This is a genomic window from Pirellulales bacterium (assembly GCA_019636335.1).
In the GTDB taxonomy this organism is placed as follows: domain Bacteria; phylum Planctomycetota; class Planctomycetia; order Pirellulales; family JAEUIK01; genus JAHBXR01.
Genome location: JAHBXR010000002.1, coordinates 378,486 through 391,771, shown reverse-complemented (window position 1 = coordinate 391,771; position 13,286 = coordinate 378,486). Strand labels below are relative to the sequence as shown.

Genomic DNA, 13,286 nt, shown 5'->3' with positions numbered 1-13,286 from the left:
TTCTTTGTTCGGCAAGGGTGCAGCTATTCGATCGAAATTGACTCAGCCCGCCCGCACGAAAACTCATCTGGATTGACAGGGAACGTGAATCCAGCTTCCGCGTCCTTGAACAACAGCATATTGCCCGGCGGTGGATAGTAACCGCCAAGCGATCGCGGTACGAAGGAAACTGTATTGGCAACACCAGATAACCACAATTGATAAACTGGGAAACATAGATAAAACACAGGCCATTCTGAGTCCTTCGGAGTTGGTCATTCGCGCGGCTGCGTGTCGGTTGCGTGAGAGTGAAATGAAATTGGTGTTAGAATTTGTTGGCCTTTGCTGCGGTGAGTGGAGATAATTGAGAGCCCAGACTGTGTTGCGTAACGAAGCCGTGCTTGCCATCCGGATGGCCGACGTCCCACCCACTGCCATCGGGGCACGGAGCAGTTCCTGCCGCGCGCACTCTCGTAGCCTCGTCTCCGTGGCGAAGCCCACCCCCCTGAACAGGTAATCTCCCCCCGGTTCACCTGAGGAGTGCAAACTTGTACGACGCCCTGTTGGACGACCTGGAAGACGAACGCACGCCCCACGCCGACGATTCGGAAGATGTTGTTGCCAAGAGCGATGACCTGACCGAAGCCGACGAGGATGCGGATGACCTCGACCTTGCGGTACGTGTTGACCTCGATGGCGACTCGGACCGCAATGGCGAAGAAGGCCCGTTGGCGGCCGAGTTCGAAGACAGTGAATCGTGGTCCGATGACCCGGTGCGCATGTACCTGACCCAGATGGGCGAGATTCCGCTCCTCACGCGTCAGGAAGAGATTTCGCTGGCCAAAGAGATCGAGATCACGCGGCGTCGTTTTCGCCGTATGCTGCTCGAGTGCGACTACGTGATCCAGGCCGCCGTGAAGGTGCTGCGCCGCGTGTTCAGTGGCGACCTGCCCTTCGATCGCACGGTGCAGGTCTCGGTGACCGATCGGTTGGAGAAGGACCAGATTCTGGGTCGCTTTCCCCACAACTTGAAGACGCTCGAGACGTTGCTCAAGCGGAATCGCCGCGACTACCGCATCGCCACGAGCAAGTCGTATCGCATGGCCGAGCGTCGCGCCGCCTGGCGTCGCCTGGGGCGTCGCCGCAGCCGCGCGGTGCGCCTGGTCGAAGAGCTCGGTCTGCGCACCCAGCGCATCGAGCCGATGATCAAGACGCTCGATGACTTCAGCCGCCGCATCGACCACCTCAAGGCCCGGATCGACGATCACCGCAAGCTGCGTGGCCCCGCCGCCGAGCGCGAACCGCTGGTGGCCGAGTTCCGCAACCTGCTCCGCGTCACGCAAGAGACCCCCACCAGCCTGCGAAATCGCGTGCGCAAGCTGAAGGAGATCTACTGCAAGTATCAGAAGGCGAAGCGGGGCCTGTCCGAAGGCAACCTCCGCCTGGTCGTGTCGATCGCCAAGAAGTATCGCAATCGCGGCCTCAGCTTCCTCGATCTGATTCAGGAAGGGAACGCCGGCCTGATGCGTGCCGTCGACAAGTTCGAGTATCGCCGCGGCTTCAAGTTCTGTACCTATGCCACGTGGTGGATTCGCCAGGCGATCACCCGTGCCGTGGCCGATCAGAGCCGCACGATCCGTATCCCGGTCCACATGGTCGAGACCATGTCGAAGGTGCGGAACGTTTCGCGCAAGCTGCTGCAAGAGCTCGGCCGCGAGCCGACGATCGAAGAGACCGCTCGCGCCGCGGGCACGGCCATCGACGAGACGCGCCGGGTGCTGGCCATGAGCCGCTACCCGATCAGCCTCGACCGGCCGGTCGGCAATAGCGAAGACAGCCACTTCGGCGATCTGTTGCCGGACGGTGCGGCCGAAAGCCCCGCCACCGGCGCCGCGCAAGAGATGTTGCGTGGCCGGATCAACAAGGTGCTCAAGACCCTCAGCTACCGCGAGCGCGAGATCATCAAGCTCCGCTATGGCCTGGGGGATGGTTACAGCTATACGCTCGAAGAAGTGGGACACATCTTCAAGGTGACCCGCGAGCGTATTCGCCAGATCGAGGCCAAGGCCGTCCGCAAGCTGCAGCAACCCAGCCGCAGCCAGGAATTGGCAGGCTTCCTCGACTAAGCGAACCCGATGAAGCTCGAAGTTTGACGCAGCGAGCCGGCGATCCCAACCAGGAAGCCGGCTCGCTGTGTTTTTGCGCCAGACAAGCTTCTCGCGCGATACCAGTAAACAAAGTGGCACAGGTCGCCGGCCTGTGCATTCTGTGTTCAATTGCATTCTGTGTTCAATTCCCCACCTCACCGGCTGGCAGCCGGTGCCACGGGATGGGTGGGCGAGAACGACACCATCGGGGCGCTCTACGGCATCAGCGCCGGGAAGGGATTCGGCATGAAGCACAGAATGGGAATCGAGATGCTCGACAACAGTCCGATCGACCAGCGCAGCGGACCGAGCTTTACGCGATCGTTCGCCGTCGGCGGGTGATCGCAGCCGATCAGCGTCACCAGGACGAACATCAGCGTCCAGGTGAAGTTGCCGCTGATGACGATGTACGCGCCCGAGAACAAGAGGAACCCACGGGCAATCCAGCGGCTCGCCGGGCCGAACAACGCATAGATCACGTGCCCGCCGTCGAGCTGACTGACCGGTAGCATATTCAGCCCGGTAATCAGCATGCCGACCCAGCCCGCCATCAAGAGCGGGTTCATGTACAATTCACTGTTCGCGGGCAGTTCCGGGCGCAAGAGTTTGATGAGCGCTTGAAAGATCAAGGGATCGGCGAAATCAGACGGTCGATTGGGATGGATGATCGTGTGGGCCGCGATCCAGACACCCACCATCGTGATGGGAATCGCCACCAGGAGTCCGGCCAGTGGCCCCGAGAGTCCAATGTCGAAGAGCTGCTTCCGATCGGCGCGCGAGCCGTGCATGCTAATGACGGCCCCCATCGTCCCAATGGGCGAAAAGGGCATGGGGATAAAGAAGGGGAGGCTGGCCGGCACGCGGTACCGCAGTGCCTGTAGGAAATGCCCCATCTCGTGGGCGAACAAGATGCCCATCACGGCCGCCATGTAGATCAGGCCGTCGATCACCCGCCCGACTTGCGTTCCCAGCCCAAAGGCGCGGCCGGCAAACGACAAGCTTCCACTGGCGCCGGCGATATAGGTCGAATAGCAGGTAGCCAGGAACAGGGCCAGGGGCAGCAGCACGCGGTCTAGTCGAAAGCCGGTGGGCTCGACCACGGCACTGGGGGCCGATTCGACCCCCGGGATTTCAGCCAATACCGGCAGACCGGTCGCATAAGGGTCGTCGCCGTGCGGTGCTGGAACAGGTTCGTGCGACATCAACGACCGAGGGGACCTATGCGACGGCAGGACAAACCAAGGGGCAGCGTGCGGAACCGTTCCGGAGTTGGCAGGACAGATTCTTCACCTGCCAGGATACCAAATCGTTCTACGGCTCGACCACGCCTAATGGCCGCTCGGCCGTAGACGAATTCTGCTGGGAGCTTGCGCTTCGACCGGCTAGATCTCGATGCTCTTGACGCTGTCTCCCCCGGAAGTGCGGGCCCCGTAGAGACAACGGTCGGCGGCGTCGACCAGCGACTGCGGTTGAAAGTTCCTGGGTGGTAGCGAAACCGTCGCCGCGCCCACGCTGACGGTGACGTCGGGCGAGTCCTCGCCGACTCCTGCCGGCGCCAGGCTCTGCACGGTACGCGCCACCTCGCGCCCCAGCCGAGCCGCCTCGCGCCGATCGCAATCGAGGAGCACGATGGCGAACCGCGCTTCGCGAATCTGCAGCGAGTTGGCGAGCGGATGGTCGATCCGCGCGCACACCTTGTGGACGCGATCGACGAGCTGTTTCGCACCGGTCAATCCGTGCTGAAACACGAGCTCGCTGTACTGGTCGATCTCGACCAGGAGCAGACTGAGGGGTTGGCGTGCCTGACGTGCCGCGGTGACGCCCGCCCGCAACCAGCCCCACAAGGCCGGATCGTCGTTCGTGGCTAGCGTCGGCGGATCGGACAGCCCCACACTGCCCGCAGACTGGCTGCTGCCCGAGTATTGTCCCCCCCCACCGACGTGGCTGGTCACCGCGGCATAAGAGGCGACCGGCATCGCGGCTCGCACGGGGGGAGCTACCTCGACTTCACTGGCGCGCCGGGCGATCGCCGCCACGGCGGCCGAGACGACGCGCATCTGCTCGACCGTGGCCGGATCGGCCACGCCAGGACCGCGCGCGGCAAGCTTCATCAACTCGCCGGCGGCGTCGGTCGCGGCGTCGATCAAACGCGTGTGCGCCGAGCGCAAGATGTCGTCGTAGCTCAGACCGATCGGCAACTCGAGCGATAGCACCTCGGCCAGTTGCTCGACTTTCGGACGCAAGGCGCCGATCAACTGGTCCCATTGAGCCTCGGTGATGCCGCGATACTGCTGGCCGAAGTAGAGCAGCGCCGGCCAGGCAAACTCCTGATGACCGGCCAGCAGCTCGGCCAACAACTCGGCCAAGTGCAGCACCTGCGCGAGCTTGCCCGTGCGGAGTTGATCTTCGAGCGCGTCGTCGGCATGCGCGCACACGGCGACCGCCTCGGAGAACTGCGCGGGGAGCCCCCAACGATCGAGCAGCCGCGCCGTCAGCTCGGTGTGGTTGAAGCCCATCGTCTGCTGCTCGAGATCGAGCAGGCTGTGCCGCTCGCCGGCGGCCACGCGGGCAAAGCGAATGTACGGGTCGCCCACGCTTTGCATCAGCACGAGCGAGCCCAGATCCTGCAGCAGCCCGGCAATGAACGCCTCGTCGGGGGGAGCGTGGATGAAGGTCTCGGCAATCTCGCGCGCGGCGACGGCCTTGGTGAGCGTGTGCTCCCAGTAGGCGTGCAAGACCTCGCCGGCAAGCTCGGCAAAGAGCCCGTCGGGCAGACTGAAGCCCAGTACGAGCAGCTTGAGCGGTTTGACCCCCAGCAGCGCCAGCGCCTGGTTCAGATCGGAGACTTCCTTCGACAGCCCGAACAGCGAGCTGTTCACGACTCGCAGAATCTTGCTCGTGAGTGCCGGATCGGTCTCGATGCAGTTCTTGAGGGCCGGGATGTCGATGCGCGGATTGTTCGTGAGGTCGAGCACTTCGACCACCACGGACGGCAGGGAGTAGAGCGAGACCATCTCGTCGACGAGGCGGTCGATCGCCCGGGCGGGATCGTAACTCATGGAAGTGCGCGCAGGGGGAACGCCATCGTGCGCGGCGTCGCGCCCAATCGGCGTCGAAGCTCGCCCCGCACGATATCTCAAGCCTAGCTCGCGCAGGGAGTTCCGGTGGTGCGCGGCAGGAACTGCGGCAAGATTCCTGCACCCCGCGCTCGTGGCACGGAGACGGCAAGGCCGCTACGGCCGGCGCAATCTGACGCACCAGAGGTGGGAAGTATCGTCGACCGGCTAGTCGAGCGCGACGGTTTTGTACTCGCCGCGGCACCAGCGGGGAATATCGCTCGTGTACCAGCCCGAGAAGCGGCTTTCGCTGGGGCCGCCCGGCAGATTCGTCTCGATGCGATCGGTGCCGAAGTCGGTCACGAAATGGTACGACGGTGCGAAGGTCGTCTCGCGTTTAGCCACCCGCAACAAGTGCCCCTGAAAGGGCGTGGCGTGACAGCCGGGCATGGGGAGATCGCCCGTGCTGAACCCCAGCGCCCAACCGACGAACTGGCCGCCGAAGAAGCGATTCGAAAAGCGGAAGGCATTCGTCACCGACCAGGGTTGGTCTTTCTCGCCCTGCAGCTTGAGCGCGGCGAGACGGATCAATTCCGCCTTGTCGCGCCCCTGCCACCAGAGCGATTCTTCCTGGGCCAACAGCCGATCGAGGCAGGTAATGACCATCGACGAATAGCCGACGCGCGAGCTGAGATACAGCATGCGTCGCCAGCCGATGCCGCTGTCGTGGCCAAAAATCTCGAGCAGCACGTTGCGATACAGCCGCGAGAAGAGCGTCGCCTCGAGACTCTCGGGCGTATAGCTGCAATCCCAGGCCGCCAGTCGCTTGCGCACGTCCCCCTCGGGCAGATGGGGCAGGAAGATCGCCAACAGATCGCGGGCCTGCAGGCTGACGACGTCGTACTGCAGTTGCTGCATATCGACGACGGTCGCATGCGGCAGTTCGTGCAGCCGCTCGTCGATGCGGCGTTTGCGATAATTGGGAACCGGCAACGTCACCAGTTGCAGCCCCGAGCCAGGGCTGATGTCTTCGTTGGCAGTCGCGACGAAGCCCTCGGGGGGATCGTAAAGGCGTGGCAAGTGGCGACTGGGAATCCAACCTTTCCAGTGGTTGGCCGGATCCCAGGCCGGCACCGGCAACAGACCCGAATTGCCGCTCCGCCGCTCGGGAAACCAGCCGCTGGCCTGCTGGCCGACGTGTCCCTCGCGGTCGGCAAAGATCCAGTTCAAGGTCGGCTGCGGGCATTCGCGGACGAGATCCATCGCCTCGAGCGTCGTGCGGCATTCGATCAGCCCCAACCAGGTGTGTATCGAACGGCCGACCCCTTCGTGGTCACCGGTCCAGGAGACGAGCAGGTGATAGCCCGGTCCGTCCTGGTCGGGATCGCCACTGAGGGTGCCCTGCTCGTTCGAGAGCACTTGCATGACTTCGGTCGGGCCCCCTTTGCGAATGATTCGCTCTTCGCGCAGTTGGAAATCGTACCACTGCTCGCTGCGGCGATACTGCCAGCCATTCGGGCCCTGGCGACAGTCTTCGATGAAGTAATCGCTGGTATCGCCCTTGAGATAGGTCACGCCCCAGGCGACGTTCTCGGTGCGTGCCACGCCGAACAGGGGACAACCGGGGAGCGTGGCCCCCATCACGTAGTGACCGTCCCACTGCAGGACCGCCTCGTACCAGATGGCGGGCAAGCGGTTCACCTCCAAGTGCGGATCGCTCGCCAACAGGGCGTGCCCCGTGGCGCTGCGTTCGGGCCGCACGGCCCAGGCGTTGCTGCCTGCCAGGCGCGGCAGATCGGTAATCAGCTCGAGTGCCTCGTCCGAGAGCTGGCTGGCGATCTTCACCTGCCGTAGCAGATCGAAATCGGCGTTGTCGAGCGAGGGGGCAAAGAGCTCGCGGAGCTTATCGTCGTCGATCCCGGCTTGAATCAACTCGAGCAACAGCCGTTCGTTCTGCTGCTGTCCGACGGCGAGCCCACCAAAATTGAGCAGGTTGCCGATCAACATGACCGACGTCTGGGTCCACGGCTGGGGCTGAAAGCCCGTGGCCCACATCGGCAGCGAACGACCGTAGTGGCGCAACGAGTCGTTCACCCCCTCGCAGTAGGCGGTGAGGTGGCCGAACGTGACGTCATCGAGCGCGTTCACCTCGCGGTCGAGGGGCAGGTAGAGGCCAACCTTGCGGAAGAATCGATCGGTTTCGAGCAGTTCGGGCTTGTCGGCAATGCGCTCGGCCGAACGGCCATATGCCAGCGCCCGCGCAAACAACATCTGCGTGGGGCGATCGAGCGCATGCAGAAACCCCAACCCATAGAGGGCATCGCGCCACGTCTGCGCCGAGATGTGGGGGACGCCGTTATCGTCGCGGGCAGCGGTAAAATGCCGCCTCGCATGCTTGATCTGCAGGGGCTTCATAGAAGAAAGGATAGATTATCGTGGGGGCCCCGCGGCGCGAAGCTCAAGCTGCGCCAGAGCCAATTCCCGCTAGCACTTGCGGCTGGAAAGAGGAGGTCGGGCGGTTCAGGTCAGGAGCTCGTCCACCACGCGGCCGTAGCTGAGGGGGAGCGGCCGGCCCTGTAAATCGTGCATGGTTTGCTGGGGGTCGATCCCCAGGGCGTGCAGCACGGTGGCCGAAAGATCGTCGGGACGCACGGGATCGGACGCCGGCAGACCACCATCGCGATTGCTGGCGCCATGCACGTAGCCGGCACGGATGCCGCCCCCCGCCAGCCCGATCGACTGGCAGAAGCCCCAATGATCGCGTCCCGCCAGGCGATTGATCTTGGGCGTGCGGCCAAACTCGCCAAACCAGGTGACGAGCGTTTCGTCGAGCAGGCCGCGCTCGGCGAGATCATCGAGCAGCGTGGACATCGCGCGATCGAATGCCGGCAGCAGATGCTTGCTCAAGCGGCGATGTTGGTCCTGGTGCGTGTCCCAACTCTGGTCGTCGGTATTGCGCGGCGAGTTCCAGTAGACCGTCACCAGCGGCACGCCCGACTCGACAAGCCGCCGCGCCAGCAGCAGTGCCTGCGCAAAATGGTGCTGGCCGTAGCGCTCGCGCAGCTTCGCGGGTTCGCGCGCAAGATCGAAGGCGGCTTCCGTGTCGCGCGACTGGAGCAGGTCGAGCGCACGGCGATAGTAGGCATTCACCGTGCGAGGTTCTTGAGCCCGGTCGAGATAGGCGGCCTGCGCGTCGATTACGTCGCGCAATCCCACGCGGGCAGAGAGCCGACCTCGCGAGACTCCGTTGGCGAGCGCCAGCGCCGGCACGCGAAAGCCCGGCTCGGTCAGGTCTCCCAGCACGGTGAAGGGCTCGTGTGCCTCGCCCAGGAAACCGGCCCCCTGCCCTGGCACGGGCAACCCATCGCCATCGTTGACGATCGACGGCAGATGGACGTACCCCGGCAAGTGTGCCGGATGCGCCAGGTACCGCGAGGCGCTCGCGCCGAGATTCGGCACATCGTCCGGCTCGGGATGCCGGAGCGTGCCGGGACTGCGATGCACGTGCCCGGTGAGCGCGTGGTAGGCGCTTGTCCCGTGATTGACGCCTTCGTGCGTGAAGCTGCGGACGATCGTATAGCGGTCGGCCCGCGCCGCCATCTGCGGCAGGTGCTCGCAATAGAACACGCTGGGAAGCGCCGTGGAGATCGGTCGAAAGTCGCCGCGGACGCCGTCGGGCGCGGCGGGCTTGAGATCCCACGTTTCTTGCCCACTGGGGCCACCCCACAAAAAGCACTGAATGCAGGCCTTGGCGGTAGGAGAACGTTTGCTCCGAGCCGAAACGTTCCCACGCTCGGCGGCCTGCAGCAGTTGGGGCCACGCGGCGCCCAGCGTGCCCAGCGCGCCGACCTCGAGCCAGCGGCGGCGCGTCAGCCCGTCGCAAAGCCGCACGCCCGTGTGCTCGAGCCGCAACATGGCACCCCACCACGGAAAGAGGCCGCGTGAAACCGTGGCCGCATTGTACGGGGGTGCCCCCCAGGCTACCAAGCAGTTTTCACCGTGTGGCCACGCGCGAAAAGACTAGGCGGCGTCGACCGGAATCAGCTTCGGCAGGCGATAGTGCGTGCCGTGGACCGTGGTATGGCGCCGGCACAACTCGTCGAAGTCGTGCCGCAAGAAGTCGAACGGCGCGAGGTCGGGCTTCCTCGCCAGCCAGCGATCGACCAGCCGCGCGACCTGGGCATCGAACGAACGCTGCGAACGCCCGTGGGCGAAACAACGCCCGGAAAAACGGCGCAGATCGCCGTTGAACTCCGGGCCGATGTGCCACATTTCGTGGACGATCGTCAGGAGCTTTTCCCGCCAGGGGTTCTCGCAGAAGCGTGGCAGGTAGAGACTCAACACGTAGAGCAGCTCTTGGCCCGACTCGTCGAGACAGCGCTCGACGCGATAGTGCCGCCCGCGACGCCGGCCGATGCGTGCGCCACCTTCGAAGCGTAGCGGCGTGAGCGTGGCCTGCAAACCGAAACGCCCTTCGGCGCGGCTACGGCAAAGACTGACCCCCACGCGCCGCATATCGATATGCGCAAGCTCGTCCACCTGGCGGGCGAGCTCGCTACAAAGACGGCGCACCTCGGCCGTAAAGTCGAGCCCGAGCGTTGCGCGTGCATTCGTCGAACTGGTGCGCGCCACGAGGTCCTCCTGACCAGGCCGACACCTCGTTACGAACGAGCGGGCAGAACTAGTTCTTGCCGGCCGGTTCTTCGCTGAAGCTGGGAGCCTGCGACTTCTGAGCCGTGCGATCGCGAACGCCCACGAACTCGATGATCGCACGCGTGCCGGCATCGCCCAGGCGGGGCTTGGCCAGACGCAGGATGCGGGTGTAGCCCCCCGGTCGATCGGCGAATCGGGGCGCCACGGTCGAGAACAACACGCGGACGGCCTGCTTGTTGCCGAGCAAGACCAGGGCCCGGCGACGAGCGGCCACCACCGGCGCCATGGCCTGTGCCCACTGGCGCCACTGCGGGCTCTTGCGCCATTCGCGCCACTGGCTGCTACCGCGCTCGGCCGTGGTGCCGAACTGGGCGGCGGCCTCCATCTGCGGCAGCGCCTTGCGGGCGATCGTGATGCACTTTTCCACGCGCGGACGGACTTCCTTGGCCTTTTCGAGCGTCGTGATGACGCGGCCACGGACCTTCGGCGCGCCGACCTGGTCCTCGTCCTCGAGTTCGGTCAGGAACAGGCTGCTGGCCAGATTCTTGATCATGGCCCGCATGTGAGTGGGAGTGCGGCCGAGAATGCGGCCTCGTCTGCGATGTCGCATGGCAGTTCTTGTCAGTGGCTAGTGGTCGGTAGTCTGTGGACAGTCAGGCACTTTTCTCAGGCCGACGACGACATGGACGGCAATCGCATGCCGAGACGCAAGCCGAGCTCGGAGAGCTTCTCGCGTACTTCGTTGAGCGTCGTCTCGCCGAAGTTGCGCACTTCGAGCAATTGATCTTCGGACCGGGAGACAAGATCGCGCACGGAGTTGATATTTTCCGACTCGAGGCAGTTCGTGGCACGCACGGAGAGACTCAACTCGGCAATGCTCATGTTGAGCTTGGCCTCGAGCGCCGCGTCCCCCGTGCCCGACAGGCCGCGGGCCTGCGTGTGGATCGACGAGCCGAGCTCGTGATACTGCACGAACGGATTCAGGTGCTTGCGGAGAATCTTGGCCGCCTCGACCAGCGCCATCTCGGGATGGACCGTGCCGTTGGTCCAGATCTCGAGCGTGAGCTTGTCGTAATTCGTCTTCTGGCCGACGCGCGTCTCCTCGATCTCGTAGCGCACGCGGGTCACGGGGCTGTACACGGCGTCGATCGGAATGATGCCGATCTCCTGCACGTTCGCGCTGTGCTCGGTGGCGGGAATGTAGCCGCGGCCGTTCTCGATCACCATGTCGATCTGCAATGGCACGTCGGCCGTCAGCGTGGCGATCACGTGATCCTTGTTGAACACCTTGACCGATTCGTCCTCGATCACGTCGGCGCCCGTCACCACGCCCTTGGTCTTGCGGTCGATCTGGATGACCTTGGTCTGCTCGCTGTAGTTCTTCACGATCAGCGACTTGATATTGAGGACCACGTCGGTCATGTCCTCGACGACGCCGGGCAGCGTGGTGAACTCGTGCTGCGCGCCGTGGATCTTGATCTGCGTGATGGAGCTGCCCTCGAGGCTCGAGAGCAGAATCCGCCGCAGACTATTGCCGATCGTCGCCCCAAAGCCGCGCTCGAAAGGCTCGGCAACAAACTTTCCATAAGTGGAAGTGAGGGTCGAACGGTCGCACGTCACGATACTGGGAAGTTCCAGACCGCGCCATCGAATACGCATGGAAAGCCTCCGTGAGCAAACAGCGGCTCAAGTAAAATCCACCGGTAAAGTCGGGCGGGGGGCCGGTGGCGATTCGTTCCTGTTTGTGGGCGGGTCGCGGCGCTCGCGCCACGTTCCCGTTGCGCCAGGGCGGCGCTACTGCGAGCAAAGCTCGATGATCAACTGCGTCTGCACGGCGATCGATACGTCGTCGTTCTCCGGCAGGCGGTTCACGCGACCTTCGGGCAAGTCTCCGTCGACCCGGCTGAGGAAGTCGGGCACCTGACGTTGACTCTCTGCCAGATTCGCGTGAACCAGATTCAAACTCTTCGTGCGATTCTTGACGCGGACGACGTCGCCCGGTCGCACCAGGTAGCTGGGAATATCGACGCGGCGGCCGTTCACCGTGATGTGGCCGTGCGACACCAATTGGCGCGCCTGGGCGCGGCTCTGGCCGAAACCCAAGCGATGCACCACGTTATCCAAGCGGCGCTCGAGCAGGCTCATCAGCGATTCGCCGGTGTTGCCCTTCGAGCGGCTGGCTTCCGCGAAGTAGAGGCGGAACTGCCGCTCGAGCACGCCGTAATAGTGCTTGACCTTCTGCTTCTCGCGCAGGTGGGTGCCGTAATCGGTCTGCTTGCCGCGGCGCGATTGCTGCTGTCCGGGGGGGGAGTCGCGGCGTTCAACCGCACACTTCGGCGTATCGCAACGCGTTCCCTTGAGAAACAGCTTGATGCCCTCGCGGCGGCAGAGGCGGCAGACTGCTCCAGTTTGTCGAGCCATGCGTAATTCCGGTTCGTCTCAGTGATCGTTTCTAGTGCGATTCCGTCAATGTGCTACAGCCAGTGTGCGGTCGCGGCGAGACCGCACGACCCTACACGCGCCGCTTCTTGGGGGGACGGCAACCATTGTGGGGCAACGGCGTGATGTCTTCGATCGATTTGATTGTCAGCCCGGCGCTTTGCAGGGCGGTAATGGCGCTCTCGCGGCCGCTGCCCGGCCCCTTCACCCTGACCTCGACCTCTTTGACGCCAAACTTCTGCGCCTTCTCGGCAGCCTGTTGCGCGGCGCTCTGTCCGGCGAAGGGGGTGCTCTTGCGGCTCCCCTTGAAGCCACTGGTGCCGGCGCTGGCCCAGCAGAGGGTGTCACCCTTGGTATCGGTGATGGTGACCGTCGTGTTGTTGAACGTCGCCTTGATGTAGGCGATGCCCGCGGTCACGTTGCGGCGTACTTTGCGGCGTTTGGCTTTACCCACGTTGGGCGTGCTCCTCGTAAATGAATTGGCGGGGGGGTCAGGGGGCGGGCCGGCGGACTAACGCAGGTCCTTCACACCCTTCTTTCCGGCGACCGTCTTCTTTGGACCCTTGCGGGTGCGGGCGTTGGTGCGGGTGCGCTGACCGCGAACCGGCAGGCCGCGGCGATGACGGACACCCCGATAGCAATTGATGTCGCGCAGGCGGGCGATGTTCTGCGCGGTCTGACGACGAAGCTGCCCCTCGACGACGTAGTCCTTGTCGAGCAAGGCGGCCAGACGGCCGAGCTCGTCCTCGTGCAGCTCGCGTGCCTTGGCCTGGGGGTTGACCCCGGCCTTGTGGCACAACTCGCGCGCGACCTTCGGGCCGACGCCATAGAGGTACGTCAGCGAAACGATCGTCGGACGATCGTTCGGAATATCAACACCCAACAAACGCGGCATGTTTAGAAATCCTGTACGTAATCTCTCGTCGAGGTAGCGACGAGTGGCGCCGGCGTGCGCGGTAGCGCGAACGGCGGAAAATCAGCCCTTCGGCGAGCCCGACCGAACCCAGGGGCG

At 64.2% G+C, this 13,286-nt stretch carries 11 protein-coding genes; 1 reads left to right on the top strand and 10 read right to left on the bottom strand.

The window, feature by feature from the left end; translation table 11 throughout:
* Positions 1-551 precede the first annotated feature (551 nt).
* Positions 552-2,105 carry a sigma-70 family RNA polymerase sigma factor gene (locus KF708_03785; protein ID MBX3411814.1) on the top strand — a complete coding sequence of 518 codons (1,554 nt, stop codon included), beginning with the start codon at positions 552-554 and terminating at the stop codon, positions 2,103-2,105.
* A gap of 236 nt (positions 2,106-2,341) precedes the next feature.
* Here the strand turns inward: KF708_03785 and KF708_03780 are convergent, their stop codons facing one another.
* The 10 genes from KF708_03780 to rpsM form a co-directional block, all read right to left on the bottom strand.
* On the bottom strand, positions 2,342-3,328 hold the full coding sequence (locus KF708_03780) for a site-2 protease family protein (protein MBX3411813.1): 987 nt from the start codon (positions 3,326-3,328) through the stop codon (positions 2,342-2,344).
* A 180-nt stretch (positions 3,329-3,508) separates the two neighbouring features.
* Positions 3,509-5,185 carry an HDOD domain-containing protein gene (locus tag KF708_03775; GenBank protein ID MBX3411812.1) on the bottom strand — a complete coding sequence of 559 codons (1,677 nt, stop codon included), beginning with the start codon at positions 5,183-5,185 and terminating at the stop codon, positions 3,509-3,511.
* Positions 5,186-5,410: 225 nt separating this feature from the next.
* Positions 5,411-7,597, bottom strand: a complete 2,187-nt coding sequence (locus KF708_03770; protein MBX3411811.1) for a penicillin acylase family protein — start codon at positions 7,595-7,597, stop codon at positions 5,411-5,413.
* Positions 7,598-7,702: 105 nt separating this feature from the next.
* Positions 7,703-9,097, bottom strand: coding sequence for a DUF1501 domain-containing protein (locus tag KF708_03765; protein MBX3411810.1), 1,395 nt, complete (start codon positions 9,095-9,097; stop codon positions 7,703-7,705).
* Positions 9,098-9,202: 105 nt separating this feature from the next.
* Positions 9,203-9,814 carry a hypothetical protein gene (locus KF708_03760; GenBank protein MBX3411809.1) on the bottom strand — a complete coding sequence of 204 codons (612 nt, stop codon included), beginning with the start codon at positions 9,812-9,814 and terminating at the stop codon, positions 9,203-9,205.
* A gap of 49 nt (positions 9,815-9,863) precedes the next feature.
* Complete coding sequence (locus tag KF708_03755; GenBank protein MBX3411808.1) at positions 9,864-10,445, bottom strand: 50S ribosomal protein L17; 582 nt, start codon at positions 10,443-10,445, stop codon at positions 9,864-9,866.
* A gap of 56 nt (positions 10,446-10,501) precedes the next feature.
* On the bottom strand, positions 10,502-11,494 hold the full coding sequence (locus KF708_03750; protein MBX3411807.1) for a DNA-directed RNA polymerase subunit alpha: 993 nt from the start codon (positions 11,492-11,494) through the stop codon (positions 10,502-10,504).
* Positions 11,495-11,629: 135 nt separating this feature from the next.
* A complete protein-coding gene (gene rpsD, locus KF708_03745) occupies positions 11,630-12,256 on the bottom strand; it encodes a 30S ribosomal protein S4 (GenBank protein ID MBX3411806.1) in 627 nt (208 codons plus the stop codon).
* Positions 12,257-12,347: 91 nt separating this feature from the next.
* On the bottom strand, positions 12,348-12,728 hold the full coding sequence (gene rpsK / locus KF708_03740) for a 30S ribosomal protein S11 (GenBank protein ID MBX3411805.1): 381 nt from the start codon (positions 12,726-12,728) through the stop codon (positions 12,348-12,350).
* A gap of 57 nt (positions 12,729-12,785) precedes the next feature.
* The gene (gene rpsM / locus KF708_03735) at positions 12,786-13,169 is read right to left on the bottom strand and encodes a 30S ribosomal protein S13 (GenBank protein MBX3411804.1); all 384 of its coding nucleotides are present in this window, start codon (positions 13,167-13,169) and stop codon (positions 12,786-12,788) included.
* Between the last annotated feature and the right edge of the window lie 117 nt (positions 13,170-13,286).

Excerpts from the sequence above, each read along its gene's own strand:
- KF708_03780 (MBX3411813.1), bottom strand. The coding sequence starts at position 3,328 with ATGTCGCACGAACCTGTTCCAGCACCGCACGGCGACGACCCTTATGCG.
- KF708_03775 (MBX3411812.1), bottom strand. The coding sequence starts at position 5,185 with ATGAGTTACGATCCCGCCCGGGCGATCGACCGCCTCGTCGACGAGATG.
- KF708_03770 (MBX3411811.1), bottom strand. The coding sequence starts at position 7,597 with ATGAAGCCCCTGCAGATCAAGCATGCGAGGCGGCATTTTACCGCTGCC.
- KF708_03765 (MBX3411810.1), bottom strand. The coding sequence starts at position 9,097 with ATGTTGCGGCTCGAGCACACGGGCGTGCGGCTTTGCGACGGGCTGACG.
- KF708_03755 (MBX3411808.1), bottom strand. The coding sequence starts at position 10,445 with ATGCGACATCGCAGACGAGGCCGCATTCTCGGCCGCACTCCCACTCAC.
- KF708_03750 (MBX3411807.1), bottom strand. The coding sequence starts at position 11,494 with ATGCGTATTCGATGGCGCGGTCTGGAACTTCCCAGTATCGTGACGTGC.
- rpsD (MBX3411806.1), bottom strand. The coding sequence starts at position 12,256 with ATGGCTCGACAAACTGGAGCAGTCTGCCGCCTCTGCCGCCGCGAGGGC.
- rpsM (MBX3411804.1), bottom strand. The coding sequence starts at position 13,169 with ATGCCGCGTTTGTTGGGTGTTGATATTCCGAACGATCGTCCGACGATC.